A 24,646-nucleotide genomic window follows, 5' to 3' on the forward strand; every position below is an offset into this window, starting at 1 on the left:
GGAAATACTTATTTATAATTGTTAATTGGGTCTCCTGAGAATAGCAATATCCTTATTTTAAATAAGTTATGTTAGTAAAATTAATGGCGTAACTCATCTTATAGTTACAAAGGTGATAACATTGTCTGGCGGAGTCTGAATTAAATTTGTAGGTTATTGATCTTAAGCTAAAAAAATTCAATTCAACTTTTAATTTGGGCCTATTGTTGGGCCTAAAGTTTATTTTGCTGTTTTTGTGATGTGGGTTTGAAAAGTAGATTGCTATTTTAACATGGCTGCTCGGTTAAACGAGTAATAAAATTTGGTGGTTTGTTATGCGCCAGAAGCGGACGTTATTAACATCTGTTTTTTTATTTAACAGGCAAGCAAATCAGAACATACTAGATGTACGATGAGCGCTATTTAATGATTTACATTCCACCATCATGTAACACACCTTAATAAAATATAACATCACCATGGTTTTAATACACCTTCCGGCACGTTTAATTCAATCCTTAATCTCTCAAACATATCAAATGCATATTTTTGTGCAGATACAATCAGTATGTTAAAGCTATAGATGCAACTTGCTTCGTTATGTCGATTGATAAGATATGAAGTAGGATGCAATAATTTTGAAAATAGTTTGAATAGCGCCGTGTATTCTTCTTGTTCACCAATTTTTTCAGCAATACTTTTGACTGTTTCAGGGCTTTTGACACTTTTTAAGTTATTTTGATCTAGAATAGAATCATTTAGTTTCTTTTTGTTTTCGAACAACTCCAGTTCAGTGGTGTGGTTATCATTAGCAATCGTTGATATAGCGTCTATAATCTGCTTTTCATCCATAACCATCTCACTCATCCATTTGTTAAGTGAGTTTTCATCTTCAATTATCGATCTTAGCCTGATATTAAGCTCAAAAAGGTTTCTCGCACATAATGCTATTAATGTTATATCATAGTCATCTGACAAATTGTTGGCCAGTAAACTTAAAGAACGGTGGGTTCCTTTTGCAATATTAGTTAGTGCTACATTCTTATTAGTTCTTTCAATATTTTCAGTGCCCGAGCAAAACTGAATAAGTCTTTTATAATTCAAGTCTATTTTTAATACATTTTTTTTGACATTTTTGATTGAATCATGTTTCACAAACTCTCTAAGAGTTTTCTTAGACATACTTAATTCTCCCTTGGAAAATAAACTCATTAGCGATTAAGAAATTATTATATCACATAGACATCCATAGGCTGCGTGAGTTATAAAATAATCACAAGTTGTATTTAACGACTTTGAGATTCAACCTTTCGTGAAATTGTTCCGTAAGGTGTAATATTTTAGGCGTCCTAGCGCTCGTTAATATATCCGTAGCTGTATTAGTAAAGCCTCAATCAACTGTAATAAGAATCGTGGACTTCCGCTATTCTCTCAAAACTGCTCTTTGAGTTCAGTATGCGAGCGGTTTAGAGCCCTAATATTAACGCTAACATAAGTGGTACTATGCAGGAGCGATTAATGATAGTTGACCACTTCAGCTTGAATTTAATAGCTTTGTTGGATATCTTGTTTTTATATCGGAAGTCGTGAGGCTCTCTCAGATAAAGTATCCAGATCAATAATTATCTGTTGCATATCTTCAATTTCTCTTTGGGAAATGCCATCCCATAATTTGAGGTGACGGTCAAAAGCAACCCATTTAAGTGCATGAAAACCATTCCAAGCCAATCCTAGCCATGAAGCATAATTAGCATTCAAAATATTCTTTGTAATATACATTTTTCCTGCATTAATTGAGCTACTAGTCCCATAAGCTAAAGCGAGCACTATTCTGAAGCGAGGGTTTATTTTTAATGGCATTGTATCCATGATTGATTCACCAAAAGGCCTATCGTACAATTTCATTTGTTTTATAACATAAAAAGCTCGCAGCATTACTTCCATTATTGTCATTGGAATGCTGGTAACAACGAATTGCCTAAAGTCATATCCATTTACATACATAGACTCTATTTGCTTTCCAAAGTTTGAATTGCCCACAGGTATCCCTTCAAACATGCGTAGGATACCCATGAAAGGTGCGGGTAATCCCATTCCTCGATTGCCTTTCGCAGAAGGTGCATTAACATCTGAAAGCAAATGTCCTAGCATTCTTCCCAGAAGCTGAAAAACACTTCCTTCTGTTGGTGGCTTTGTACTAGGAATACTTTTTATGGTGCCATTAGTCACAACGGTGCAAGTTCCATTTAGCATATCGATGACACCAAATATGAATCCCAAAATTGGGTCATGGGCTAAAGATTTCAGCCTATGATTGAGTGGATTTATGGATATTGGTGGTGCACCAACAAGGTCGGCAATAGTTGATGAGTCTGGTGCACCAATTGGGTTGGCCTTACTGAGTGCATTACTTAAATCAGGAGGAATAATCTTGTTGAACGCTTGTTGAACCCATTTATTGAATACACCATCAACTTCTTGCTCCCATTTTACAGTCGGTTTAGGTGGAGCTTTAACGCATAAAATATCTAACATCGCAGCAAAAAGGCCGCACGAGCCTGCAATTGCATAGTCCCACCTATCCAGCCCATATTGGTTATTAAATGCTTCTACTCGCAAATTAATTTTATTATTAATTTCAAATGAATCCTGCTCGGTTAATACATCACTTAATGAAATCCTATCTTTATAATTGCTTTCAGCCGTACTATGGATTTGTTCTAAGCTAGAATCCTTCAACTGACCAATACCTGACATAGACTCTAGGTGCTTCTTCTTATTCTTAATAAAATCAGGGGAGTTCAGAACCTCTTGGTTATCTATTAGTCCTGACAATGCTGCCTTTATTGACTCTAAATCAGTATTTATTAACTCATGGGTCATAGATATTTCTGATGACCTTTCCTGTAAAAGCTTTATTGCTTTCAGCTCTTTCTGATATGAGGCTTTTTTCATTATGGCTTTTTCTTTGTAAGAAGATCTATTGTCGCCTTAATGCTTGCTATTTCTTCTTTGAAGTATTCAGCATTTTTTATAAGTCTTTCTTGTACATCATAAAGCTTTCGTATTGCAGTACCCAAAGCTGCAGCTAGTTTTGCATTTTTCTTCTTCTTAGCAATTGCATATGCACCGACACCGAGGATTGCCACAGGTGCAGCAAGAACTCCTATTCCTGCAACCATACCTCCACCCACAAGCGCCCCTGCTGCGGATAAGCCAGAAGTTATTCCAGCAGCAGATAAACCGACGACTTTACCTCCAAAATAAAGTGCTCCTAATGAGCCTAGAGCTCCTGTGCTAGATCCCAAGACAGTAGCTAACCCTTCAGTAATTCCTGGGTAATCCTTTTCCAGAGAGTTGAGGGCAGATGAGACATCTTCTGTTGCTTGTATTCTGATTTTCTCGACTTGCTCCTGGGACATATGTTCCATATTTTCTCCAAATTTAACTAGTTTTTATTTAATTATTTAATAATTTTAACCTAAATTAAACTGGGTTGTTATCGATTTTCCGATTCCTTAGGTAGTAAATCGTTAAACTTTCATAATTAGAATCTCGTTTATCGTATTTTAAAGTCTAGTGATGTGGTTGGGTTTACTTTTTGCTCAATCACTTCTTATCGATTCTTAGTGCGGTACCTTCTCAGGAATAAAAATGTATCTTAAAATTGATGAAAACTTTAAATGTTTCTACTTGCAAAGCCGATTAACCAAAAAAAACATAATTGGCAGACCATTCAGTCTGCCACATGTTTCTTTGATAGATACCTAAAAAACTATTATCTTTCCCCAGCCACCGACATTTTTGCCAACTCTGGATTATTCGCCTCAAAGATTGATAGCGGCAATTCAACCTTACGCCCGTTCTGATCTTCCACCGCTTTAACCACTTCAAACTCAGCAACATCTTCACAAGGAATTTCCAATCCAGCAAAAGTGGCACGAGTGGCGCTAGAATCGCCAAAAGGTTCAACTTCCAGTATCGTAGATAAAGGCACCGCCATTATTGAGTGAGCCGTACTCCCAGTAACCGCCATGATACTCATCGCAGAATTGGCCCATCGTGGTGAAGATCACCACTTCAAAGGTAGCCCAGCCCTTCACACTACCAAAATGCTTGAACCAAAAATCAAGGCGTTGTTCATCAGTGACTATTTCCATTGTGATAGCAGATTCAGTTGTGTTGTTCATAAGTTGATACTCCAATAAAAAGAAATAAAAAGCGCCAATCCCGTTAAGGACTGGCGCTAGATGTCATCAATGTTGCGTTAATTTAATAAGCTAAAAGAACAGGCTCCACAGGGATTTAGCGACGGAGACGATGCTGTTTTTAACAGTGCTAATCGTACTTTTTATCAATGGCGGCAAGGGAATGATATCGATTAAGGTATCCACAATATCACTGATACATTGCCCGAAATCATTACGTGCGGCATTCTCCAAGGATTGCGTTCGGTAAGTGCTGTTCAGTTGCCTGGCTACGCCGCTACTGGCTTGCGCTGGTAACGCCTGTATTAATTGCTCTGCTAATTCAGTGAGTTGAAAACCTTCTACCGCAGAGACTGTCATCACAGGGTGGTGCGGCTTGAATGCTGTTATCACAGCTTGTTGCTTCAATTCCAAGTTAGCTACTTGCTCAGAGGATGGTTGCTGGCACACTTCATCCCACTGGCGACAGGGCTCTATCTTGTCGGCTTGGTTCAGCATAAATAGAAATCTCTTAGGTTGATAACCGCATTGCTCAGTGAGAAAGCGATAACACTGTTCATCAGAAGACCATGCCCTATCATCGGCCTTAAGTACCCAGATGATTAAATCCAGTTCTGGTAATAAGTTACGATATAGCTGGTGGTACTCTTTATCTCGTTCGAGGCTTTCCCCTACGCCGGGTAAATCTATAAAGGTAAGCGTGTGATTGTTCATAGTTATACTGAAGCGCTGAGCCTGCCGTGTACAGCCTGAAACATCACTCACAGGCGATAAGGGCGATTGGAATAATGCGTTGATAAGACTGGATTTTCCTGCACCCGTTTTACCCATTAGACCAATGGTGGGCGAGTAGTTGATTAGGTGGCTAAGTTGGTTGAAAAAAGAGGTTTGGAATGAACTAGGTAGAGCTGATAAGAGAGAGTTATGAGGCATGTTAATCCTTGGAATAATAGGAAATTATAGTTATTCAAGGAGATGATATATATCTGAAATTATTTGTAATAACTGTAATAACAGCGCTCATTAATAGGAGCTGTCACGATGGCTAAGTGCGATTGTAGTGTAAAAACACAAGCAGCTAAGGGAAACCCTAGTGTGAACTGGGATTTATTTAGGTATATTAATAATATATGATGAGGCGGTTTGCCATTCAATAATAGATGTTAACTAAATCCACAATAATCGAAATTATTTAAGGTTGTTAAATGATTGAAAAACATTCAGATATTAGTAAGTTTTTAAGTTATATATTACGTCATCGACCAGAAGCAATCGGTTTATTTTTAGACAAAGAAGGATGGGCAATTATAGATGAGCTTATTCTTTGTTCTGCAAAAAAAGGATATGTACTTGATAAGATTCTTATTCGTAATATCGTTGATAATAGTGATAAAAAGCGCTTTACAATCTCAGATGATGGATCACGTATTAGAGCCTCGCAAGGGCATTCCTCTCAGCAAGTAAATATTGATTATAAGGAAAAAGTACCTCCATTTTTTTTATATCATGGAACAACTAAACGATTTTTACCTGCAATAAGAGAGCAAGGTTTACTCCCTATGTCACGACAGTATGTTCACCTTTCACTGGATGAAAATACTGCTATTTCAGTAGGTCAACGTCATGGAAAACCAGTTCTACTGAAAATAAAAACCCTGAACATGTACGAACAGGGCTTTAAATTTTATCAAGCTGATAATGGAGTTTGGTTAACAGAACAAGTGCCCTATGAGTTCATCCAAGAATAACTACTATTCATCATTTGCCTGTTCTGCTTTATAGCGGGCTGACTCAAGACGAGCTATTTTCAGCCATTCTGTAAAATTATCCATGTATCCTCTATCTTCCCAGCCAGCAGAGGCGAAAGCATGAACATAAAATACCTTTGGATCTCCCGAAGTATCATCCCCGTCAAAGCAAACAATATCATCAGAGTAAGATAGTTTTGCGAATGGAATTAGCTTTCTTGTTGGGTATTGGTTCTTCATTTCAAGCAACCAATATTTAGCAAATTTTTCAAACTCACATAAAAACCACCAAGGGTCTAAATCTAAAATAACCTCTTGATTTATGATTTCCAAAAAAGTACGCGGAAATTGAAATCCTTTTGGTAATTCATCTAATGAATAAATATAACATGACATACGATATTAATCCTTTGGCTTTCCAGTTACCCTAGGTGGCTCATTAGAGCCATATGGATTATTTTTACTAAAACCACCGCTTTGTTTATCAATTCTTCCTGTAATGGCTTCGCCCCAAGTTTTAGGCTCAAACCCTTTTCTCGGATCGGAAAACCGCGCTGATTCTGCGGCTGTTAATTTTTCATCAAAACTACGTAAATTAGCTTCAACTTTAATATCAGCATCCCTAGCCGCATTTATTCTAGTATTGTCTATACTAGTCATTTTTCCATCTGGCATTTTAACAACATCAACGGGAGCACCTTTCCAACCATCTTTTTTCATGCTGGAAACAAGATCATCGTAATTATATTTCACACCAGTACCTAGTTCTGTTTTATTGTATGAAACTGTATTTTGCGAAAAACGAATTTCATTAGCGTCAAATGAGATTGCATTTCCTTTTGGTGGAGTAACATCAGGTTTCACATCCGGCTTACCTGTAACTTTATTTCCTAAATAACCACCTGATACTGCCAATCCACCAAGACCAACATTGATACTCCCCTCGGCTATTTTACCATCTGCAATTTGTGCAAGACCAGTTCCAGTCTGATAAGAGCCCCCTGAAATCAAAGCCAACCGCATTATTTGGCTAATACGTCCCGGACCAGCCAATAAGGCATCGGTACCAATCATTGCTTGCCATTCCTGTCGAGCTTGAGTACTTAACTGACTTAATGCTTGATTATATTGCTCATCTAAGTTAGGTCCAATATGACTAGTTTCTTTCAATATATCCGCTATTTGTTTTTGTGCATCTGCTTCACTAACTCCCCTTAGCTGCAATTGCACACCGACAGCATTTAAATACTCAACTAAAACAGCTTGTTCTTTTTCATTTAGCAATCCTTTACTATTTCTTTCAATCAAGCTATTTGTATATTTATCCTTATCTATCAAATAGATGATATCTAAAGATGCAGATTTAAGGTTTTTCCCTGCCTCTTGGTCATCAAGTGCTTTATTCAGTGTAGCTCGTTCATCTTGGCTTAAGCGATTATTCTCAACCGCATTCTTCGCTGCTTGCGAGCCAGTAATCGCCCCAGCCACATCACCGGTAGTCAGTCCGCCAGCTAATCCTGAAGCCAGCTGACTCAGTGCACTGACTTGCTGTTTCTCACTTTCACTCAATTCCCAAATTTCTTTGCCCGGGAAGAGGGTATTCATGATAACGTGAGCCGATAGCTCACCGCCACCAGCGCCTAATCCACCTGCAACGGCAGATTGGTTGTTCAACTCAGCAACAACAGCACCTAATACCGCATGCGCCATCGCATTAGCCGCATCATCTCCCTTTGTTAATTCTTTAATCTTGGTTGCCAAGTACGGAGAAGATGCATTTGCCAATGCACCTGCTAAATTATCACCTGCCAGCCCTTGTAGCAAGCCAGTAACGGCTTGAGCGGCTTTTTGGAAGTCGCTGCCTGTGCCGTATTGTGCCATGGCGTTGTTGTAGGCTTGGTCTTTAATGGCCTGCTCGGTGGGAGTTGAACCCGAGTCCGTATTTTTTTAATTTATTGATTATGAAAGGGTATTTTCAGAGAGGGTCAATCATGTGCGCTAGGCGTGCACATGAAGGTCATGGCATAGGCTTACATAAACAGCAAGTGTAACTAGTATTTTCTTCTGAAAATAACTGTTATAGATGGTTTTATCATAAGAATATATGAGACTTTATATAGTATACTTTAAAGTATACGAATCTGAAAGTAATTGTTAGTGTTAGGTTATAGATGAGAAAACATAAACAATGAATTTAACTTTAGGGAGTATAGATGTTAAATCAAATATCCATTAAAAATTTCAAGTCCATAAATACAATTGAGCCTATTGAGTTAAAAGCGTTTACTATAATTTGTGGTTCTAACAGTAGTGGTAAAAGCTCTTTACTGCAAGCGATATTGATGTTAAGTCAAAGTTACTCTAGTAGATACCAAGATGAACCAATTACTTTGAATGGACCATTTATAAGACTTGGTTCCTTTCAAGATATAAAAAAACACAATACAGTTGAAGATGAAATTCATTTATCGATATCATTACCTATAAAGGAGAGATTTCTTTTTAGGAGTCGACGTGATGAAAATTTGTACCTTACTAACAACTTGAAAATAGGTTTAGATCCTAAAAAAGAAAGTAAAGATGATGAATTTCATCCTCGAATTTTAGAAAGTAAAGCAATAATTAGCGTAATTGATGATAATGGTTCTTTACAAGAGATAGATAGGATTGAAATTTCTATAAATGACGAACTATCTAAAGGTGAGGCTCCTTATTTAATAAAATCTTTCAGTACAAAAGAAGATGGAGCTATTAACTCTGAATTTCCAGATTTTAAAATTTTAGGCAGTGATAAGGGATCACTAATACCATCAACACTTAAAATAGAATATGACTTAATTAAGAAAATTAGCGGAAGTGTAATTGATTCAATTACTAGCGTTATAGTTAAAAGAGGTTATCAATCAGAAATTGATTTTGTTGATGAAGAGTATCAATTACTACCAAAGAAATTTATTGAAACAATATTGGATTTTATTAAAAAAGAAAAACGCGCAATTTATGATTCTATATCAATACCAGAAGATTTCTTTTCAAAACTACCAGCAGGTTCTAAAAAAGATACTGTTATTAAAACATTAAAAAACAACATCGTTAAATCGACATATAATCTTAATGAAAATGCTATTCCAAAAGATTTTCTAGCGAATAAATTTACCTCTTTGAATGATTGGAAAGCATATTTAATGGGACTAGAGGATAAACCTCAAAAGTCATTAATTGGAATTATTGATAAAAATAGGAAGATACTACAAAGTATATGGTGTCAAGAGATGCCACAAAAAAAAGATATTACATTTTTTAATTCGCGGATTTTTAATGATGTCGAGCGATTCTTAAGTTTTTATTTTGCTCGTTCAGTAAAATATTTAGGTCCCCTTAGAATAGAACCTCAAGCTATTTATTCATCTTTAGGTCATTATGATCCTAATACAGTTGGACTTAAAGGGGAGTTTACTGCAGCAGTTTTACATAAGAATAAAGATGTATTTGTTAATTATTTATCGCCAGTGTTAATTGATGAAAAGCTTAGTCTGGATAAAAAAAAGGGGCCTTTAAAAATAGCATGCCAAGAATGGTTGTCATATTTAGGAGTTGTTCAAGAGTTTACTACTGCAGATAAAGGTAAGTTAGGTTATGAATTAAATGTTAAAATTAATAAAAGTGAAAAATGGCAAGATTTGACACATGTAGGTGTTGGTGTCAGTCAAGTATTACCAATAGTTTTAATGTTCTTACTATCAGAAGAGGATGATATATTAATATTTGAGCAACCTGAACTTCATTTACATCCTAAAGTTCAATCTAGACTATGTGATTTATTTATTGCTATGAAAGCGTCGAAGCGTCAGTGCATTATTGAAACTCATAGTGAGTATCTTATTAATAGGTTAAGGCTCCGTATAGCTCAAGAAAAAGACACAGAAATTCAGGATAATACTTCATTATATTTTGTGAGCAAAAATGAAGGAACCTCAGAATTTATTAATGTGGAAATTAATAAATATGGAACAATAAAAAACTGGCCAGTAGATTTTTTTGATCAGACAGATAGAGAAATTGAAAGAATATTATATGAAGCTAGTTTAAAAAGGAAAATAGAGAAGAATAAGGAATAGGATAATGGTTGCAGTAATTAACTTTGAATATTTGATTTCTCCAATATTATGCGATAGCTCTATTTTTAGTAAAATAGTAAAAAATGTAAGATTGCTATCAGAGCTATTTTCTGCTGGGATACCGATCGCTTTTATAGAAGAAGATATTATCATAAAAATGAGTGAGCATAAATTATTTCCTAGTCAAAATATTTATCAAAGAATAATATCTCAATTAGATGAGGATATTTCTATATGTTCAAGTGATCTTGTGAGAATGATAAATATCATATTGACGCACTCCAAAGAGTTTGATAGTAGCTTTATAAGTCATGAGGTTGAATGGGATAGTGAAGTCGTTTTCAGTCCTGATTTTTGTTATATTTCAGATGTTCGATTTAATGAACTAAAAAGCCTCTATACTAATATTTCCATTGAAAATCATTTTTCAGAAATGAAATTTTTTCCATTATATTTTAACGATCAAAATCCTTTATGTTCGCAAAGGATAAGTATTACTGGAAAGGTGAGAAATATATATCCTGATAAAGATAAAGTTTATCCTTACCAATATAATGGTAGCGTTAATCTATTCGCGGACATTGATGATTTTTTTCTAAAGATGGATGGGTTTAATTTGTTTAAATTAGCAAAAACACCCTTGGAAATGAAATTATCATTTTATATTGGCACATTAAAAATAATAAATGAAAATAACTTAGATACTAATTTTTCATGGGATGACTTTAAGGTCGGCGCTAGTTTTATTGACTCGCTTAAGGTAAGTGAATGCTATGCTGAACAGCAATTTAGTTCAACTTTATATTCTATAATAATTAATTTGTTAGCCAAAACAAATAAAAGTGAAGTGAATCCTTTTTATAAAAGTGATTCGGCTGATGAGCCAAGAACTCTAGGGCATTTAACAGCATATAGAACACATGTTACAAAAAAAGGAAGAGCGCTTAGATTACTTTTTTGGAAAGATATGGAGGCTGATATATTAATATTTGCTAATGTGGGAAATAAACATGAACTAGAAATATTGAAACCGTAGGTTTTATCTCCACGTATCAGTGTGGAGATAAAAATAAAATTAAGTATATGATAATTCTATTAAATTGAATATTAAATTTTGATGTGTTAGTTTTTTGGCTATTTACTATTAATAATTTGTAGGTTTCTATTTTATTAAATTGTAAAAAATGAGGCCATAAATTAATTATTATGTACCTTATTTACAATATTTCCATCATACTCCTTAAGGTACCCCCCATAGTGCCTAAACAACATCTCAGGCCCCTTATGTCCCATTTGTCCTGCTAGCCAAAACAGGTTAGCGCCTTGGCTGATATGCCTCGTGGCAAAGGTATGTCTAGTTTGATATGGATTGCGATATCGAATACCTGCTTTTTTCAGCGTCGGTACCCATGCTTTTTTCCTGATTGCATCAGCGCCAGCCCAAGCTTTATTTGTTTTCGGATCTTCAAAAATTACATTGTCTTTCATGAACGTGAATTGCTTTTGGTCATTTAGGGCGTTCATGGCCTCACTATTTAATTCAACCTTTCTGGTACCGGCTTTAGTTTTGGTTTTCTTAATAACACCAACCACGCTGGCGGATTGCACATGAGCAGTATTTTCTATGAAATCTATATCACTCCATCTTAATGCACATAATTCGGAGCTTCTTAACCCAGTGTTAATGGCAAACTGGAATAAGTTTTTCCATTGCTCATATTTTGTCGCAGCGAGTAGGGCTGAAACTTCTTTTGGTGACATAGGATCAACAATATAACTGCTTTCAGCATCACTATTATTTGATTGATATCTTGAAGCCGATACAAGGCTCACAGGGTTAATCGGTACAATACCATCGGTAATGGCTTCATCCAGTGAGCTACGCAAAAATGAGAGCTGGTTACGGATGGTTTTTAATACTGTCGTTTGCTTTTGTATCCAGTTTTTAAGAATAGCCGGTGTCAGTGCTGAAACATGTAATTGGTGCAAATCAGATAAGGCACTTTTACATTTTTTATAACCGCCAATTGTTGAGGGCGATAAATTTCTAGTTTCACAAATAACTAAATATTCCTCTAAATAATCAATCACTCTTTTCTCTCGATTATTAACGCCAAAAAGTATTAATTTTTTAGAGTTAGGAAAATATTTAGCGTAATTAAAAGTGCCTTTTTCAATGTTATTTTGAATTTCAGCAAGCAACCTTTCAGCGTATTTTATATTTTTATTATCGACGGTTAATCTAGATAGGGGCTCTCTACAGAGCGCCCCTCTATAAGTAAACGTGATAACAATAGTTTGGCTGGTTTTGTTGTTACGAACAGTCACACCTCTTGGTAGTGCGTAGCCTGTTTGTTTTTTCGCGCCCACTTATTCACCTCAGCAATATCAATCCAACGTTCTTTTGAACCTTCAACTTTTAAAACATGTACACCGACTATCCAATATTGCCGTTGTATGCGCTTATTAATGGACTCTGGTGTTTCTCCGTACATATTGCAGTATGCGGAAATAGGCAAACATTCATATAACATAACTTCCTCCTATGTCCGCTTTCTTAATGTTGCGGGAAATTAAATCATAACCTTCTGTGATATTTTGTCTCATCTTGGTCTTGCCTCATCATTAATAAAATAAGTTAGTCAGCAATGTCGCAGGCATGCTTGATATCAGCTTCAGTACAGGGTCTGTTTTTTACACTGGCAGCTAATTTGCCTAACTTAATATCAAACTCAGTTAATAATTGTTCCTCGGGTGCCCAAGGGGTTAATTGTGGTTGTTTCATGGTGGTTATCCATTGATTTTGAATAAACCACCACAGTAAGAAAAAATGCAGAATAAAACTGATTCTGCTTAATCAATTAGATTGCCGACCACCCTTTGCTGTGCGGTTACTGTAGGCTGTATTTCAATTTTGATATGTGCCGGAAAGTCATAAGAAACCTTGCAACGCCTATCAGTTGAAACAAACCCGTGCGAGCCATCGGGTAGGGTGATTTTGACTTCTTGGTCTTTTTGGTGCTCGTGTCTTAGCATTGGTCTTGCCTCGTTTGTGACATGTCACGTTAATGAATAATTGCCATTGATATTGGATGGCCCAGCTGTAGCAAAACTGCTTTTTTCACCATGGATAACGTTTTTTCTTCTTGGCTGGTAGTTTGTTCTGTTGTGTCAACAGACCACTCAACGCTGCATTTATTGTTAGTTTCATCGTGAGTAATGATGACTTCTAATTTCATGGCCATAATATCATTTCCTATAATGCGCCGATTTAAAGGCGCTAACGCTATTAACGAACTTGTAAAGAACGTTCTCCAATTTCGAGATGTGCACCAGCAACTTTTTTGCCTTTTTCAATCGCATCTTTAATGGCTTTTTTGTCTGGTGTAGTCACTACTTGAACTTGAACTAAATCATTAGGAAGTAAATCTTCGTTATCGATGACAACAGAAGTTGATCCTTTACGTGCAGTAAACGTATTTTTAAGTGTTTTGAGCGTGCTTAGACCCGATGCTAGTAAGCAAGTTAACGCATATTTTTTCAGGTTCTTAACTTGGTTTTCGAATGACTTTTTACGGTCAGCCAAGCGTTTTGACTCTTCATCCAGTGTTTTGGCTTGCCCTTCCAAGTTGCGAGCATGGATCATAATTGCATCCAGTTTATCACCCAGTTCCCACTCGATACCCTCTAAGGTATCGGCGATCTCTTCTGCGGTGAATTCACCTGTTTCGACGAGTTGTTGTAATTTGCTGTAGTCAGCAGCCATTGCAATAGCGGTTGTCTTGGTCATTAGATTGCCTCTTCTTTTTGTTTCAGTTGGTCTAAACATTCTTTTTCAATTTCATTTAATCGACGTAGACGGCCGTTTAAATATTTTTCATACTCACTATCACCACGTTGTTTGGCCAACTTGGCATGGGTTGATATTTCACGGGTGAGGGTGGATGTGATACCCCGCAACTCGTTCGCCGTCACCGCACTGCGCATGGTTTCAGTGTGTCGCGTGAACTTCTCGTCTAACTCTTTGCGAATGCGGGTAGCATCTTCAGCGTTATCGCTGGCGGCTTTGATTTCGTACTCGAGCTTATTGCTTGCCACATATTCAGGGTTATCGTGCATTCCCATAAATACGTCAGAGCTAAAGCCAAGCATGGATAAGGCTTTTTTGATTGCATCGGTGAGAGATTTTTTTATCACTTCACCGTCCGTTCTTATTCCTTGCTTGCTTTGGTAGCGATAAGGTGTGGCACCATAGCTCTCGAATTCGCCACGAGTTTCGCCCTCAATGATGTACCAAAAGCGGATCTTGATTGAGTGGTTTTGTTCGAAGAGTAATGTTCCATCCCCATCGCGTAGGAATCTCATTGCGACTTGTTTATGGTGGGCATCGAGTACAGGCTCGACAAGGGGTTTCCCATCAATCATTTTTTCTTCAATGATTTCATAACCCCAACCTTCACCGATGGGGCCGAATATTTCAGTCGCACGCATAAACATATAGGTGCTGTTAATACTGGTACCAACAAAGCCAACGCCATCAAGTGGTTTGGTAAAGCGTGAATCAGTACGTTGTACTTGCTTCCAAATATTAAGGTTGTTTGTATTACCACTGTTAAGCACTTCATCAAGTACCGCCGCACGTTGTTCAAAATCATCTTGTTCAGTGGCAATTGGCGTAGGGGCAACAGGTGCCTCAATCACAACCGGATCAGGTTCTTTTTCTACTTTAGCCGGTGTATCTTTTTTCTTGCTGGTGCGCTTTGGTTTTTCTGCTTTAGCCGGTTGGTCGGGTGTTTCATCATTAGCCGGCTTAGCATCTAAATTATCAACTGCAAAACGGCCATTACCTAAGGCGGTTATCGTTGTTGTGCCGGTACCGAGTTTGGAATCAATAAACGCTTTACGGGCATTTGCATCATCGAATAATTCTGGCTTTTCGCGTGCCTCAGTCACTAATGCAAATATATTTTCACGAGGAATATCTAGAACGCTTGGGAAGGTACGTAAGTCCATCGCTAAGCGCTTCCATGCTTTGTCGTCAGTACTAATAAGTTCTTTCGCTTTGCGGACATCTGCACTTTTAACGTTGTTAATATCGACATCACCTAATAGAGCGAGGGCGATTTCCATATCTAGCATGGCATAATCACGTTTTACGGTTTGTTCAGGCTCAACAACTTCAATCTTAGGTTCATCTTTAAGCCAGCTTTCTCCTAAGGCTTTGGCATCTTCAATCGTGATATCGGCATCAGCATATTCATAAACCGCCTGCGCGATTTCCATGGTTTCATCAGCATTCATCAGAGAAACTTTGGTGATTTCAGCAAGGCCTGTCGCGATATGGCGAATTTTTGTTTCAGCTTCTTCATTATCACTGAGATATTTCAATGTTGAAGTGTATTCTTTATCAGTAATTTGAGTTTTACCGAACAGCAGTAAAGCAGCTACGCGGGGTTTAGTGGCTAACTTTTTAAATTCTTTATATTTAATGGGTTGCCATTTTTCACCGTCAAATTCATTTTCAACAGCAAATTTTTCATCGAACTGATCGAGTACAGGGCGGGGAGAACCTACCGCATCTTCACAAATAATAGGCTCATCGATATTAAAATTATCCATGGAATCGGGGTAAGCTTCCGATAATTTAATCATAGCTGTTGCCGCCGCAATCTTAGCGTTAGCCGAATTGAAAGCGATTGTTAAGGGTACAGCGCCGTTGGTTCGAGCCTCGGTCGTAGGCTCAAATACACAGATAAAAGTTGTCATTGGTCTTGCCTCTTAATAAGGGATTTGTTCGTCTTTTTTAGAAATGGGTTTGCCTTCCAAACACAGCAGCATCTGGATCTGGTCTTCCAGTAAGCTTGATTTCACCTGCGCATCAGCAAGAATTTTGCTTTGTTCAGCTTTGAGTGAGTCAATCTCTAATTGAACTAGCTCAGTGTTTGACGGAGCAGTAAAGGGAATGTCGATAGTATGCTCAGCAATGACAAAGCCTAAACCAGATTCAATATCATATTTGAATGGATAAGGGCGGTATTTGTATGAACCGTCAAGTTGCTTCTGTGCATGAATATAAAGGGTGACACTTAGGGTTTTAGGTTGTGCTTTCATAGCAGCTCCTTTAAAATAACTGTGATCAGTGATTTATCATTGGTCTTGCCTCTTCTAGCGTTTGGTCGCGCTAGTAGAACTCTCGGTTAGCTTTGGTCGGCGACCCGAGGTAAAGGAACCCACTTCGGTGGGTTTTTTTACGTCTGCAAATCAATACTCGTCTTTCCGATCTGTCTGGTCTTGCCTCTGGCTTTGGTCTAACTGTTTCCCTGGTGTGGGCTAATTTTTAAGTCTGAACACTTATCTAAATACTTGCTGTGTTTGTATTAATGAAATGAATATTAGCAGCGCTATTTTTAATTATCAATAGCAATGCTAATTATTTTAAGCAAAAAAAAGCCGCTAATATTAGCGGCGGTATTTAACTGTTTGTTTTAGTTAAGCAAAATCAACCATTTTTATTGGAAGAGATTTTATAACTTTACCTATCACACGCAAGTCATGCATCTCAGACTCTTCGATATAAAAGGTTTCATAGGCGGGATTATCTGATTTGACCGCAAGTTTTCGGCCTTTAACGCGTTGTAGTCGTTTAATGAATAGAGAATTTTCAAAACTAAACACATAAACGCCATCCCCATCAAAAAAGTCGCTATGTGTATCGACAAAGACAACATCTCTAGGATTAATTGCAGGGGACATGCTGTCACCATTGATATTAATCATCTCAATGCCTTTCAGACTTTTACGGCCAAATAACTCAAAAACTTTTTCGGAAGAGAACTCGATAGATTTTATGGTATCTGGGAAGTCATTGTTAATAAAACCACCCGGACCTGCTTTCGCATATATATCCATTAATCTCAATGTGTTGTGATCATTCCTAATTGATTGTTGCGGCTGAGCTATCTCAACATTTCGATTTGTTGACCTGACGTAGTCGAGTAAAATTTTTAATTCAGGGTTGATATCTTCAGGATCAACGCGAAGTAAAGCAGCAAATTTTAATGTGGTATCTGTATTTAAGGCGGTACGGCCATTTAGGTACTGACTAACTGCTCCCTGCGTAGCAAAACCAAGTGCCTCCGCGGCTTTTTCTTGAGTTAGGCCGAGAGATTCACGTTTGCTTTCCCAGATATTGCGTAAATTCTGGGCTGCTACCTTGTCAGATTCGGAAATTTTTCTGTTCATACTGCCTAGTTTATTTGTATTACTAATATTTTTCTAATAGCGTTGCTATTGATCTATTTAATTAGCATTGCTAATATTGCATTGTTAAGTTAAAAAGGAGCTAACAAATGAAATTAAATATCTACCTAAAGCAACAGCAAATTAGCCAGTCTGAGTTTGCTCAGGCAGTTGGCGTGACACAGGGCTACATTAGCCAAGTCATTGCAGGGAATTACATTCCAAAGGGACGAAAAGCTATTGAGTGGGCATCCAAAACAAATTGGCTAGTGACCCCACATGATTTGAACCCGATAGATTATCCAAACCCTTACGATGGCTTACCCAATGAGCCATCAGTATTACAGTTATCAGATTAAAAAACTGATTATTCATAATCAATTTTGCGACAGGAGACGCAGAGATGAGTTTTGATATCGATATTGTCCGCTCTGAAATTGAGAGCTGGGCTACAGAATATGGTCAAGAGCACGTAGCGATTGAGATAAGCCGTGCGTATTTGCAGATCACACGAGACAAGTCACAGAGCCGCTTACATGTGATTGAAGATGAACGAGGCCAAGCGGATTGGAAAGCGATTAACAATAACCGGCAGCAGATATTTCGTTGGTTGCGAGGCGATTCTAACGCATCAATGAAAAAATTAGCAGAGCTGATGCCTGCGATTGAAATGGCGTTGCCGGCTTCGAGGTTAGCTCGAGTACGTGGCGACACAAAAAACTATTTAGCTTCGGTGGCCATTCAACGTTTTGCAGATGCGATGACCGAAATTTTACTTGAGGGTCGTGACATGTCACGGAACATCAATAGCGCTATTACCGCACTCAATGCAATATCACGCCCGACCAGCGTGCACTAATTCAAGAGGCAAGACCAATGCTAAGAACGACTGAATTGATTACCTACTGCAATGGTTTTTTATTGAATGGAAAGCCAGCAGACAGACAACAGATCGAAGATATCTTCGAGGGAAGAAGGGCGGCAGCGCTCAATATTGGCATGCAATACGAACAACAAAAACAAAAGCTACTTTTAAAAAAGCTGACACCCGAGCAATACCAGAATGCTTGCCGCGATATCGCTAAAGCGCTGGGGGTGTGAAATGAGACCATCAGATTTGTTGCTTGATTTTGGGCGACCAGTGGCTTATTACCCTGGTCTAGTTAAACGCTTTGGTAGCGTTAATGCGGTGATATTTTTCAGCCAGATATTTTATTGGCAGGATAAAACCGATTCTGAATTAGGGGTCTATAAGTCTTCTGAGGATATTACGGCCGAAACGGGGTTAAGCTATCGCGAGCAACTCACCGCAAGAAAACATCTTGTGAAACGTGGGGTTTTAATTGAAACGGATAGGCGTTTAGAACACAAAATATATTACCGTATAGATTGTGACCAACTTGACCAAATTATGACGCAACCTGTTGATAATCTCCCAAATGCGCAAAGCGCAATCGGGGAAAGTCACAATGGGGATTTGGCGAAACAACAAAATGAACGGCCGCCACAAGACAAATTCGACGGTGGCGGTGAAACAAATCCGCAGTTCGATCCTACAGAGATTACAACAGAGAATACTACAGAGAATATAAACCCTTCTTGTCCGGTCGTTTCACAACCTGACGAAAACACGAATGATAATTCGTTTGTGGCTCGCCACCCTGATGCCGTTGTGTTCAGTGCAAAGAAACGACAATGGGGAACATCGGATGATTTGCTTTGTGCGCAGTGGATATCCAAACGGGTGACTGAACTTTACGAAAATGCATCTGCATCTGATGACGATATCAATCCACCAAAAGAACCAAACTGGGCGTTATGGGCCAATGATGTACGGTTAATGCGCACCATTGACGGCAGAACGCACAGGCAGATTTGTCGGTTGTTTGATAGGGCAAATAAGGACCCATTTTGGTGCAAAAATATTCTTAGCCCAAGCACACTTCGAAAACAGTGGGACAAACTGGTACTAAAATTTGCTGAAATTCCACAAGGTGAAGATTGTTTGCCTGCACAAGCTCATTGGAATAGCCCTGAAGCATGGGAGAACACACTATGAAAAGTCTCCTATTAGCAATTGAAACCAGACATAGCAAAAAATTATCGAGCCTAATTCAGCCAATCAATAAACCCACTGGAATCAATGAACATGCGGAAAAGTTGGTTGATATGCTGTTTGATAACTTAGTGCAAATTTTCCCAGCGGCAAAGCATACTGTGTTTTCAAACCAAGACGATATTTCAGCAACTAAACGGCAATGGGTACTGGCGTTTATCGAAAATGGCATAACATCTGTTGAGCAATTGAAAGCGGGAATGAGTGTGGCTAGGCAGCAAGAGTCTGATTTTTTCCCATCCTGCGGAAAGTTTATCAGTTGGTGCCGAGAGGGAATGATGCAAGCTATGGGTCTACCTTCAGTTTGTGAAGTCATGGCTGAAATGAAGCGCTATAGCAACATGGAGTGGCGATACCCATCCGTTGAGGCATTCCCTTGGAAATCAGCGGTGATGTATTGGATTGTGCCAGAAGCAAGGCGACGCATGACGCAGTATAACTTGTCCGATAAAGAGATTAGGGAATCTATCAAAAAGCAGCTGATAGCTTATTACAACCAGATACAGGAAGGTAAGCCAATCCCACCAATCAAGCCGTTAATAGGTCAAACTAAAAGAGGGGTTTCTACATCTGAACTCATCGATAAAGAGGGTAAGTATCGTTTAATTGGTGAGGAAGCGATAAAGGAAATAAGAGATAAAATTTTATGTAAAAAGGGTAATTACAGCCACAAATAAAAATCGATAAAAAGGCTAGACCAAGCCGTGACCATTAATACAGAGGCAGACCAAATGACAATTAAAGACCCAATCACCGGCGAGTCACTCGTCTGGAGCAATCACCCCATATTACCCGATGATGGTTTAGACCATTCACCATGTCATATTGAGCGCCTTAACGCAGCTGCAAGGGCAAGAACCAAAGCACCATATCAACCAGAGCCGAAACCCCAAAATAGGTAGTTATGTCAGGTAAATATTTACCTGATGGACTTCCTCATAACCGTGCTTTATGGCCAGAAGAATATCGCGAACTGGAGCAACTTGATTTATTCGCTAGCCGGTTAATTCGGCAATTGAAAAATCGCAAAATCTACAGGGAGCGAGTACTGGTTGAAATTGAAAAGGCACCGGTAGTACATCGGGAATTTTTTAGAGATAGGTTAAATTATTGGCGTGAGGTGATGAGGGTATGAAACGCACACACTTGGAAAAAATAAAATCGTTCCCATCATATAACTACAAGCTTTACAGCGTATATAAGTCCGTTTAGTCATAAGGTTATTAGATGTAGTTAGTTGGAGTTAAAATGAAAAAATCGGTTTATAAAGCAAGTGGTTTATGGAACCAAACGTCTTTCATAACTCTTTTTGTCGCAACAAGCGAAAAAGATGTACTTTCAACAATAGCATTTTGGGCAAATCTAGGTGGCGCTAGAGTAGATGATTTATCTATTGAGCGTTATTGCTCAGTGCATTAACCGAGTTGATATGAAGAGGCAAGACCAATGGCAAAAACAGCAGCAGAACGTAAAGCCGAACAGCGTAAGCGTCAAAAGGAATCAGGCGTTACTAAAATAGAGTTATTTCTTGATGAGCAAGAATTAGAAATGCTTCAAAGAAATTGCGCATTACGTAGACCAGGAAGAGAGCCTTATGATATCGCTGAATATCTCTCAATGTTGATTAGAATTGATGACCGTTCAGTTATATCGTTAATTACAGAACTAAATAAAAGGCACTGTAAAAAGTGTAATGAACAGCTACCGGTGGCTGAGTGTTGTCTCAGTGGTAGTTCTGAGTGCTGGAACACACGAGGTTGGCATGAACTGAAGCTAGCGCTTTAAGTACACTAAAAACACTTGGTTGACGAATTCCAATATATCCGAAGTTTTTTGGTTGACAAAAATAGAAATATGCGAAAATATAGCAATGCATTTCACCAATAGGATATAAAGAATGGAAGAGAAAAATTTAATGCCATGCTGGGATTTACAGCAAGAGCTAGATAAAAAATCAGTAATGGCATTACTCAGATCAATTGCTGGAGTATTGATTGAAATTCCTCAGCATGAGCATTATTTGGATAGTAATTGGTCAACAGGAGTTCGGGCTTATGATTGGGTCAGAAATTACTTGTGTTTAGCAGCAGAACAGGGAACTATACCCGGTTTAAAAATGATATCTAAACAGCTCGATTTTGTTTTGGCTATCAATGAGGTTCCTATTCAATTCTCTAAAGATTGTATTAGTGCCCCTAAAAAGAAACATCGTTTAGTTAGAAATCATGCTGAATTTGAACAAATGTCATTATTTGGCTCAAGTGAACCAGAAATAGATGTTATTTGGAGAGTACTAGCAGAACCATACTACATTGAAGATACGGATGAGTATCCGCAATGGGATGTTGCATTAGTTGGTATAAACCAATATGGCGTTAAGATGAGTGAAGTTAGATACCATGAAACAGTATCTGTACCTTTAACTGATAGTTCTGATTCACTACCAGAAGCTGCCGATATTAATGATGTACCTTTAAAACGCCGCAACGCACCAGATGAAACTGTGAAAAAAGATGGAACTGTTTGATTTCAAATCAGGCTATAGAGGGGACAAACTGAGACTTGCTAGGATGGCGAGGGGGCTGTCGTGTGAAGAATTAGCGACAGCTTTAGGTAAAAGTAAACAATACATTAGTAAACTAGAAAAAGGTTTTAAGCCATCAGAAGAACTTGCTGATGAAATAGCTCGGTATTTGAATATACAACCGGATTTTCTATTTACTGAACGAAGTTATCCAATAGAGGATGAACAGTGCCATTTTAGAAGTAAAAAATCTAGAACTAAAACTTTAACTAACAGCATATTAGCAAGGGCTGAAATTTTAAGTTCTTTGATTTCTTCTCTAGAAGATGAAATTGAGTATCCTGAATTAAATATCCCTGATATTTCAGATCGTCCAATGAATACCTTGGATGATATTGAAAGAATAGCTGAGAATTGCCGCCGTTATTGGGGGATAGGGCTAGGCCCAATAACATCGATGGTTAAATTCGTCGAAAACTTAGGTATTATCATTACTCATGTGACTGATGTTGATGATAGGGTTGATGCTTTTACTGTAAATAGTAAAAGGCCCATAATAATTCGTAATGATGCTAAAAGTTCAGTATGTAGATTTAGATCTGATATAGGGCATGAATTAGGTCATATAGTTTTGCATGAAGGGATTATTACTGGTGATAATTTAACTGAAAGTCAGGCTAATCAGTTTTCTAGCGCCTTTATGGTTCCTAGAGTATCTTTTATGAAAGAATTCCCTCGAATGAGGGGACGTTACTTGGATTGGAGTGCTTTAGGTGATTTTAAATTACGCTGGAGAGTAAGTTTGAGAATGATAATTTACAGAGCTTCAGCGTTAGGTTTAATTACGAAAGATCAGGCTAGACAAGGGTATATGTATCTTAATACAAAAGGTTACACCGCTGTTGAGCCCGGAGATCATTTAATTCCAGTAGAAGAACCAACTTTACTGACTAGAAGTATTGAAATGCTAGATGATTTATCATGGAATAACATTCTAGTTAAGACAGGTATTACAAGAGAATTAGTACGCGAGTTATTTGGTGTCAATAAACCAATCAGCGATAAAGCTTCTTTCATTTATTCTGTTGGTTAATTCATATATAATCCTATCATTGGTCTGAACACCCAATCTTAACACTTGCTGTGTCTACTGAGAGAAACGTATGGCACAGCATAGCTTTATCAAAATGTCTAACGACACTCTTGTACCGGCTAATCCCGCGGCAAGGGATTTTTTGCATTCAAAAATCAAGTGTGGTGATGTGCTTTCGGCTGATTTCAAGAAAGCCCGTAACCCACGTTTCCACCGAAAATATTTCGCACTACTCAATCTAGGGTATGAATACTGGGAACCAACCGGCGGCACAATTTCGCCTGAAGAAAAAGAATTGGTTCGTGGTTACGTTAAATTCCTCGCTTACTACACCGATAACGACGATGCTCTCCAATCTGCTGCTGATGTTTATCTAGACGATATAGCACAGAAACGTGCTCACAATATTTCAGCGACAAAATCTTTTGATGCTTTCCGCTATTGGGTGGTAGAGCAATCTGGCCATTATGAAACCTTTGATATGCCAGACGGTAGTCTACGCCGCGTCGCTAAATCAATTAGCTTTGCCAAAATGGATGAATTAGCCTTTGGCGAACTCTACAAATCAACCCTCGATGTGCTTTGGAACTTCATTCTATTCCGTAAATTTCCCACCCAAGAAGCTGCTGAAAATGCGGCGGCTCAGTTATTAGATTTTACCTAGAGGCAAGACCAATGACCAAAAAATCAAAGACAAAAGAAGATAAACAATGGCTATCAGATGTAGCCACACTTGGCTGCATTTGCTGCCGTAATATGGGATATGGGGCAACTCCCGCGGAAATCCATCATGTAAGAACGGGGCAGGGAATGGCACAGAGAGCTAGTCATAGAGATGTATTGCCGTTATGTCCACCTCATCACAGGCCTAGCTACGATACTGGCTTTCATGCGGCCCCCAAAACGTGGCAAAAAATTCACGGTACCGAAATCGAGTTATTAGAACAAACCAAAAGAGAAGTCATGGAGCTGCGCGCATGTCGAGTATAAAAAGTATTTCTGATGGGCTGGTATTAGACAAAGAGCGTGAGGCATGGTTACAAAATTGGTTAACTCGATTTGGTACATGGGTTCACAGTGGTCGAATTGATAAACGTCAAACCAGTATGATCGCTCAATTCATGGAAAGGGTAGAAAGGCGTGATTATCCTGACAGGCCCACATGCAGTGATGATGATGGTTTGCTTATTCAGCGAGTGGTTGACAGTATTTACCGTATAGATGTTAAGGCATTTGATATGTTACTTAGTCGGTATGCTTATTGTGCATCAGACAGAGCAATAGCGCGTCTCTATCATGAAAATAGTGAACCAAGAATTATGGCACGTAGAAATGGAATGCTAAGGGAGAGAAAACCTTCAATGTCTACTTGTCGACGAGAGGTGGAGGAAATATTAAAGGCAGCTGAATATTTATTGTACCAACCGCTGGTGGATGCATTTAAAAATAGAGAAAAAGAGGCAATATTGAAGCGAAATAGCAAAAACGTGTTGACTTCTTTGAACTAATGAGCCACTATTTTAAGGTAAGTTGCCATTTTAGTAACGTCACCAACTAACCCAGCCAATGCGCTGGGTTTTTTGCTTTCTAAAACAAGTAAAGCTTGCTGTCACCTTTGTTC

Annotated in this window: 33 protein-coding genes and 1 pseudogene; 17 read left to right on the plus strand and 17 right to left on the minus strand. The window is 38.2% G+C overall.

Going from position 1 to position 24,646, the window contains the following annotated elements; all coding sequences use genetic code 11:
- Positions 1-453: 453 nt before the first annotated feature.
- The 6 genes and pseudogenes from P3L40_RS07840 to P3L40_RS07865 all read right to left on the minus strand — a co-directional run bounded on the left by P3L40_RS07840 (position 454) and on the right by P3L40_RS07865 (position 5,120).
- Positions 454-1,161 (minus strand): DUF5677 domain-containing protein, encoded by a 708-nt coding sequence (locus P3L40_RS07840; protein ID WP_136134879.1) that lies wholly within the window; start codon positions 1,159-1,161, stop codon positions 454-456.
- Between the two features lie 390 nt (positions 1,162-1,551).
- Positions 1,552-2,934: a hypothetical protein gene (locus tag P3L40_RS07845; protein ID WP_049221145.1), complete on the minus strand. Its 1,383-nt coding sequence runs from the start codon at positions 2,932-2,934 to the stop codon at positions 1,552-1,554.
- Positions 2,934-3,410, minus strand: coding sequence for a hypothetical protein (locus P3L40_RS07850; RefSeq protein ID WP_049221147.1), 477 nt, complete (start codon positions 3,408-3,410; stop codon positions 2,934-2,936). The genes P3L40_RS07845 and P3L40_RS07850 overlap by 1 nt, the downstream gene beginning before the upstream one ends.
- Positions 3,411-3,757: 347 nt before the next feature.
- Positions 3,758-4,024, minus strand: a complete 267-nt coding sequence (locus P3L40_RS07855; RefSeq protein WP_316928033.1) for an IrmA family protein — start codon at positions 4,022-4,024, stop codon at positions 3,758-3,760.
- Positions 3,963-4,169 (minus strand): annotated as a pseudogene (locus P3L40_RS07860) (antirestriction protein); the annotation flags it as partial. The pseudogene P3L40_RS07860 and the gene P3L40_RS07855, both read right to left, overlap by 62 nt.
- A gap of 90 nt (positions 4,170-4,259) precedes the next feature.
- The gene (locus P3L40_RS07865) at positions 4,260-5,120 is read right to left on the minus strand and encodes a GTPase family protein (protein WP_136134878.1); all 861 of its coding nucleotides are present in this window, start codon (positions 5,118-5,120) and stop codon (positions 4,260-4,262) included.
- Between the two features lie 272 nt (positions 5,121-5,392).
- On the opposite strand from P3L40_RS07865, the gene P3L40_RS07870 reads away from it, so the two are divergent.
- Positions 5,393-5,935 (plus strand): RNA 2'-phosphotransferase, encoded by a 543-nt coding sequence (locus P3L40_RS07870; RefSeq protein ID WP_136134877.1) that lies wholly within the window; start codon positions 5,393-5,395, stop codon positions 5,933-5,935.
- A 3-nt stretch (positions 5,936-5,938) separates the two neighbouring features.
- Here P3L40_RS07870 and P3L40_RS07875 read toward each other — a convergent pair whose 3' ends face one another.
- Together P3L40_RS07875 and P3L40_RS07880 are read right to left on the minus strand one after the other, a co-directional pair.
- A complete protein-coding gene (locus tag P3L40_RS07875) occupies positions 5,939-6,331 on the minus strand; it encodes an SMI1/KNR4 family protein (RefSeq protein ID WP_136134876.1) in 393 nt (130 codons plus the stop codon).
- Between the two features lie 6 nt (positions 6,332-6,337).
- On the minus strand, positions 6,338-7,816 hold the full coding sequence (locus P3L40_RS07880) for a VENN motif pre-toxin domain-containing protein (protein WP_210852262.1): 1,479 nt from the start codon (positions 7,814-7,816) through the stop codon (positions 6,338-6,340).
- Between the two features lie 332 nt (positions 7,817-8,148).
- On the opposite strand from P3L40_RS07880, the gene P3L40_RS07885 reads away from it, so the two are divergent.
- Complete coding sequence (locus P3L40_RS07885; RefSeq protein ID WP_210852263.1) at positions 8,149-10,053, plus strand: DUF3696 domain-containing protein; 1,905 nt, start codon at positions 8,149-8,151, stop codon at positions 10,051-10,053.
- A 4-nt stretch (positions 10,054-10,057) separates the two neighbouring features.
- A complete protein-coding gene (locus P3L40_RS07890) occupies positions 10,058-11,089 on the plus strand; it encodes a hypothetical protein (RefSeq protein ID WP_210852264.1) in 1,032 nt (343 codons plus the stop codon).
- 161 nt (positions 11,090-11,250) lie between these two features.
- On the opposite strand, the gene P3L40_RS07895 is transcribed toward P3L40_RS07890, so the two are convergent.
- From P3L40_RS07895 to P3L40_RS07935, 9 genes are all read right to left on the minus strand, one after another.
- Complete coding sequence (locus P3L40_RS07895; protein ID WP_210852265.1) at positions 11,251-12,423, minus strand: site-specific integrase; 1,173 nt, start codon at positions 12,421-12,423, stop codon at positions 11,251-11,253.
- Positions 12,378-12,587, minus strand: coding sequence for an excisionase (locus tag P3L40_RS07900; protein ID WP_210852266.1), 210 nt, complete (start codon positions 12,585-12,587; stop codon positions 12,378-12,380). Before P3L40_RS07900 ends, P3L40_RS07895 begins: the two co-directional genes overlap by 46 nt.
- Before the next feature lie 104 nt (positions 12,588-12,691).
- On the minus strand, positions 12,692-12,838 hold the full coding sequence (locus P3L40_RS07905) for a hypothetical protein (RefSeq protein ID WP_210852268.1): 147 nt from the start codon (positions 12,836-12,838) through the stop codon (positions 12,692-12,694).
- A gap of 68 nt (positions 12,839-12,906) precedes the next feature.
- Entirely contained in the window at positions 12,907-13,089 is a 183-nt protein-coding gene (locus P3L40_RS07910) for a hypothetical protein (RefSeq protein ID WP_096863383.1), read from the minus strand.
- Positions 13,090-13,118: 29 nt separating this feature from the next.
- Positions 13,119-13,298 carry a hypothetical protein gene (locus P3L40_RS07915; protein WP_210852270.1) on the minus strand — a complete coding sequence of 60 codons (180 nt, stop codon included), beginning with the start codon at positions 13,296-13,298 and terminating at the stop codon, positions 13,119-13,121.
- Between the two features lie 44 nt (positions 13,299-13,342).
- Positions 13,343-13,843 (minus strand): siphovirus Gp157 family protein, encoded by a 501-nt coding sequence (locus P3L40_RS07920; RefSeq protein WP_210852271.1) that lies wholly within the window; start codon positions 13,841-13,843, stop codon positions 13,343-13,345.
- Positions 13,843-15,819: a hypothetical protein gene (locus P3L40_RS07925; RefSeq protein WP_210852274.1), complete on the minus strand. Its 1,977-nt coding sequence runs from the start codon at positions 15,817-15,819 to the stop codon at positions 13,843-13,845. The genes P3L40_RS07920 and P3L40_RS07925 overlap by 1 nt, the downstream gene beginning before the upstream one ends.
- A 12-nt stretch (positions 15,820-15,831) precedes the next feature.
- On the minus strand, positions 15,832-16,164 hold the full coding sequence (locus P3L40_RS07930) for a hypothetical protein (protein WP_210852276.1): 333 nt from the start codon (positions 16,162-16,164) through the stop codon (positions 15,832-15,834).
- Between the two features lie 378 nt (positions 16,165-16,542).
- Positions 16,543-17,295, minus strand: a complete 753-nt coding sequence (locus P3L40_RS07935; protein ID WP_210852278.1) for a S24 family peptidase — start codon at positions 17,293-17,295, stop codon at positions 16,543-16,545.
- 107 nt (positions 17,296-17,402) lie between these two features.
- Between P3L40_RS07935 and P3L40_RS07940 the strand changes: the two genes are divergently transcribed.
- The 14 genes from P3L40_RS07940 (at position 17,403) to P3L40_RS08005 (ending at position 24,533) form a co-directional block, all read left to right on the plus strand.
- Positions 17,403-17,651, plus strand: coding sequence for a helix-turn-helix domain-containing protein (locus P3L40_RS07940; protein ID WP_125892425.1), 249 nt, complete (start codon positions 17,403-17,405; stop codon positions 17,649-17,651).
- A 44-nt stretch (positions 17,652-17,695) separates the two neighbouring features.
- A complete protein-coding gene (locus tag P3L40_RS07945) occupies positions 17,696-18,151 on the plus strand; it encodes a toxin YdaT family protein (protein WP_210852280.1) in 456 nt (151 codons plus the stop codon).
- Between the two features lie 17 nt (positions 18,152-18,168).
- Complete coding sequence (locus P3L40_RS07950) at positions 18,169-18,393, plus strand: hypothetical protein (protein WP_210852282.1); 225 nt, start codon at positions 18,169-18,171, stop codon at positions 18,391-18,393.
- A gap of 1 nt (position 18,394) precedes the next feature.
- On the plus strand, positions 18,395-19,351 hold the full coding sequence (locus P3L40_RS07955) for a hypothetical protein (RefSeq protein ID WP_210852284.1): 957 nt from the start codon (positions 18,395-18,397) through the stop codon (positions 19,349-19,351).
- Positions 19,348-20,085, plus strand: coding sequence for a replication protein P (locus tag P3L40_RS07960; protein WP_210852286.1), 738 nt, complete (start codon positions 19,348-19,350; stop codon positions 20,083-20,085). Before P3L40_RS07955 ends, P3L40_RS07960 begins: the two co-directional genes overlap by 4 nt.
- A gap of 54 nt (positions 20,086-20,139) precedes the next feature.
- Positions 20,140-20,310 carry a palmdelphin gene (locus P3L40_RS07965; RefSeq protein ID WP_198633279.1) on the plus strand — a complete coding sequence of 57 codons (171 nt, stop codon included), beginning with the start codon at positions 20,140-20,142 and terminating at the stop codon, positions 20,308-20,310.
- A gap of 2 nt (positions 20,311-20,312) precedes the next feature.
- A complete protein-coding gene (locus tag P3L40_RS07970; RefSeq protein WP_198633280.1) occupies positions 20,313-20,543 on the plus strand; it encodes a hypothetical protein in 231 nt (76 codons plus the stop codon).
- A 113-nt stretch (positions 20,544-20,656) separates the two neighbouring features.
- Positions 20,657-20,827 carry a hypothetical protein gene (locus P3L40_RS07975; RefSeq protein WP_164565073.1) on the plus strand — a complete coding sequence of 57 codons (171 nt, stop codon included), beginning with the start codon at positions 20,657-20,659 and terminating at the stop codon, positions 20,825-20,827.
- 27 nt (positions 20,828-20,854) lie between these two features.
- Positions 20,855-21,193: a hypothetical protein gene (locus P3L40_RS07980; protein ID WP_198633281.1), complete on the plus strand. Its 339-nt coding sequence runs from the start codon at positions 20,855-20,857 to the stop codon at positions 21,191-21,193.
- A 112-nt stretch (positions 21,194-21,305) separates the two neighbouring features.
- Positions 21,306-21,935, plus strand: a complete 630-nt coding sequence (locus tag P3L40_RS07985) for a hypothetical protein (RefSeq protein WP_198633282.1) — start codon at positions 21,306-21,308, stop codon at positions 21,933-21,935.
- The gene (locus P3L40_RS07990; protein ID WP_210852287.1) at positions 21,922-23,025 is read left to right on the plus strand and encodes a helix-turn-helix domain-containing protein; all 1,104 of its coding nucleotides are present in this window, start codon (positions 21,922-21,924) and stop codon (positions 23,023-23,025) included. The genes P3L40_RS07985 and P3L40_RS07990 overlap by 14 nt, the downstream gene beginning before the upstream one ends.
- Positions 23,026-23,095: 70 nt before the next feature.
- Positions 23,096-23,689: a DUF1367 family protein gene (locus tag P3L40_RS07995; protein ID WP_210852289.1), complete on the plus strand. Its 594-nt coding sequence runs from the start codon at positions 23,096-23,098 to the stop codon at positions 23,687-23,689.
- Between the two features lie 11 nt (positions 23,690-23,700).
- Complete coding sequence (locus P3L40_RS08000; protein ID WP_210852291.1) at positions 23,701-24,015, plus strand: Ref family recombination enhancement nuclease; 315 nt, start codon at positions 23,701-23,703, stop codon at positions 24,013-24,015.
- Entirely contained in the window at positions 24,003-24,533 is a 531-nt protein-coding gene (locus tag P3L40_RS08005) for an antiterminator Q family protein (RefSeq protein ID WP_131680999.1), read from the plus strand. Before P3L40_RS08000 ends, P3L40_RS08005 begins: the two co-directional genes overlap by 13 nt.
- Positions 24,534-24,646 lie beyond the last annotated feature (113 nt).

It is taken from the genome of Providencia sp. PROV040 (assembly GCF_032706145.1).
GTDB lineage: Bacteria > Pseudomonadota > Gammaproteobacteria > Enterobacterales > Enterobacteriaceae > Providencia > Providencia hangzhouensis.

Bases quoted from the DNA above. Each gene is read 5' to 3' on its own strand.
- P3L40_RS07840 (WP_136134879.1), bottom strand. From the start codon at position 1,161: ATGTCTAAGAAAACTCTTAGAGAGTTTGTGAAACATGATTCAATCAAA.
- P3L40_RS07845 (WP_049221145.1), bottom strand. From the start codon at position 2,934: ATGAAAAAAGCCTCATATCAGAAAGAGCTGAAAGCAATAAAGCTTTTA.
- P3L40_RS07850 (WP_049221147.1), bottom strand. From the start codon at position 3,410: ATGGAACATATGTCCCAGGAGCAAGTCGAGAAAATCAGAATACAAGCA.
- P3L40_RS07855 (WP_316928033.1), bottom strand. From the start codon at position 4,024: ATGAGTATCATGGCGGTTACTGGGAGTACGGCTCACTCAATAATGGCG.
- P3L40_RS07865 (WP_136134878.1), bottom strand. From the start codon at position 5,120: ATGCCTCATAACTCTCTCTTATCAGCTCTACCTAGTTCATTCCAAACC.
- P3L40_RS07870 (WP_136134877.1), top strand. From the start codon at position 5,393: ATGATTGAAAAACATTCAGATATTAGTAAGTTTTTAAGTTATATATTA.
- P3L40_RS07875 (WP_136134876.1), bottom strand. From the start codon at position 6,331: ATGTCATGTTATATTTATTCATTAGATGAATTACCAAAAGGATTTCAA.
- P3L40_RS07880 (WP_210852262.1), bottom strand. From the start codon at position 7,816: ATGGCACAATACGGCACAGGCAGCGACTTCCAAAAAGCCGCTCAAGCC.
- P3L40_RS07885 (WP_210852263.1), top strand. From the start codon at position 8,149: ATGTTAAATCAAATATCCATTAAAAATTTCAAGTCCATAAATACAATT.
- P3L40_RS07890 (WP_210852264.1), top strand. From the start codon at position 10,058: ATGGTTGCAGTAATTAACTTTGAATATTTGATTTCTCCAATATTATGC.
- P3L40_RS07900 (WP_210852266.1), bottom strand. From the start codon at position 12,587: ATGTTATATGAATGTTTGCCTATTTCCGCATACTGCAATATGTACGGA.
- P3L40_RS07905 (WP_210852268.1), bottom strand. From the start codon at position 12,838: ATGAAACAACCACAATTAACCCCTTGGGCACCCGAGGAACAATTATTA.
- P3L40_RS07910 (WP_096863383.1), bottom strand. From the start codon at position 13,089: ATGCTAAGACACGAGCACCAAAAAGACCAAGAAGTCAAAATCACCCTA.
- P3L40_RS07915 (WP_210852270.1), bottom strand. From the start codon at position 13,298: ATGGCCATGAAATTAGAAGTCATCATTACTCACGATGAAACTAACAAT.
- P3L40_RS07920 (WP_210852271.1), bottom strand. From the start codon at position 13,843: ATGACCAAGACAACCGCTATTGCAATGGCTGCTGACTACAGCAAATTA.
- P3L40_RS07925 (WP_210852274.1), bottom strand. From the start codon at position 15,819: ATGACAACTTTTATCTGTGTATTTGAGCCTACGACCGAGGCTCGAACC.
- P3L40_RS07930 (WP_210852276.1), bottom strand. From the start codon at position 16,164: ATGAAAGCACAACCTAAAACCCTAAGTGTCACCCTTTATATTCATGCA.
- P3L40_RS07935 (WP_210852278.1), bottom strand. From the start codon at position 17,295: ATGAACAGAAAAATTTCCGAATCTGACAAGGTAGCAGCCCAGAATTTA.
- P3L40_RS07940 (WP_125892425.1), top strand. From the start codon at position 17,403: ATGAAATTAAATATCTACCTAAAGCAACAGCAAATTAGCCAGTCTGAG.
- P3L40_RS07945 (WP_210852280.1), top strand. From the start codon at position 17,696: ATGAGTTTTGATATCGATATTGTCCGCTCTGAAATTGAGAGCTGGGCT.
- P3L40_RS07950 (WP_210852282.1), top strand. From the start codon at position 18,169: ATGCTAAGAACGACTGAATTGATTACCTACTGCAATGGTTTTTTATTG.
- P3L40_RS07955 (WP_210852284.1), top strand. From the start codon at position 18,395: ATGAGACCATCAGATTTGTTGCTTGATTTTGGGCGACCAGTGGCTTAT.
- P3L40_RS07960 (WP_210852286.1), top strand. From the start codon at position 19,348: ATGAAAAGTCTCCTATTAGCAATTGAAACCAGACATAGCAAAAAATTA.
- P3L40_RS07965 (WP_198633279.1), top strand. From the start codon at position 20,140: ATGACAATTAAAGACCCAATCACCGGCGAGTCACTCGTCTGGAGCAAT.
- P3L40_RS07970 (WP_198633280.1), top strand. From the start codon at position 20,313: ATGTCAGGTAAATATTTACCTGATGGACTTCCTCATAACCGTGCTTTA.
- P3L40_RS07975 (WP_164565073.1), top strand. From the start codon at position 20,657: ATGAAAAAATCGGTTTATAAAGCAAGTGGTTTATGGAACCAAACGTCT.
- P3L40_RS07980 (WP_198633281.1), top strand. From the start codon at position 20,855: ATGGCAAAAACAGCAGCAGAACGTAAAGCCGAACAGCGTAAGCGTCAA.
- P3L40_RS07985 (WP_198633282.1), top strand. From the start codon at position 21,306: ATGGAAGAGAAAAATTTAATGCCATGCTGGGATTTACAGCAAGAGCTA.
- P3L40_RS07990 (WP_210852287.1), top strand. From the start codon at position 21,922: ATGGAACTGTTTGATTTCAAATCAGGCTATAGAGGGGACAAACTGAGA.
- P3L40_RS07995 (WP_210852289.1), top strand. From the start codon at position 23,096: ATGGCACAGCATAGCTTTATCAAAATGTCTAACGACACTCTTGTACCG.
- P3L40_RS08000 (WP_210852291.1), top strand. From the start codon at position 23,701: ATGACCAAAAAATCAAAGACAAAAGAAGATAAACAATGGCTATCAGAT.
- P3L40_RS08005 (WP_131680999.1), top strand. From the start codon at position 24,003: ATGTCGAGTATAAAAAGTATTTCTGATGGGCTGGTATTAGACAAAGAG.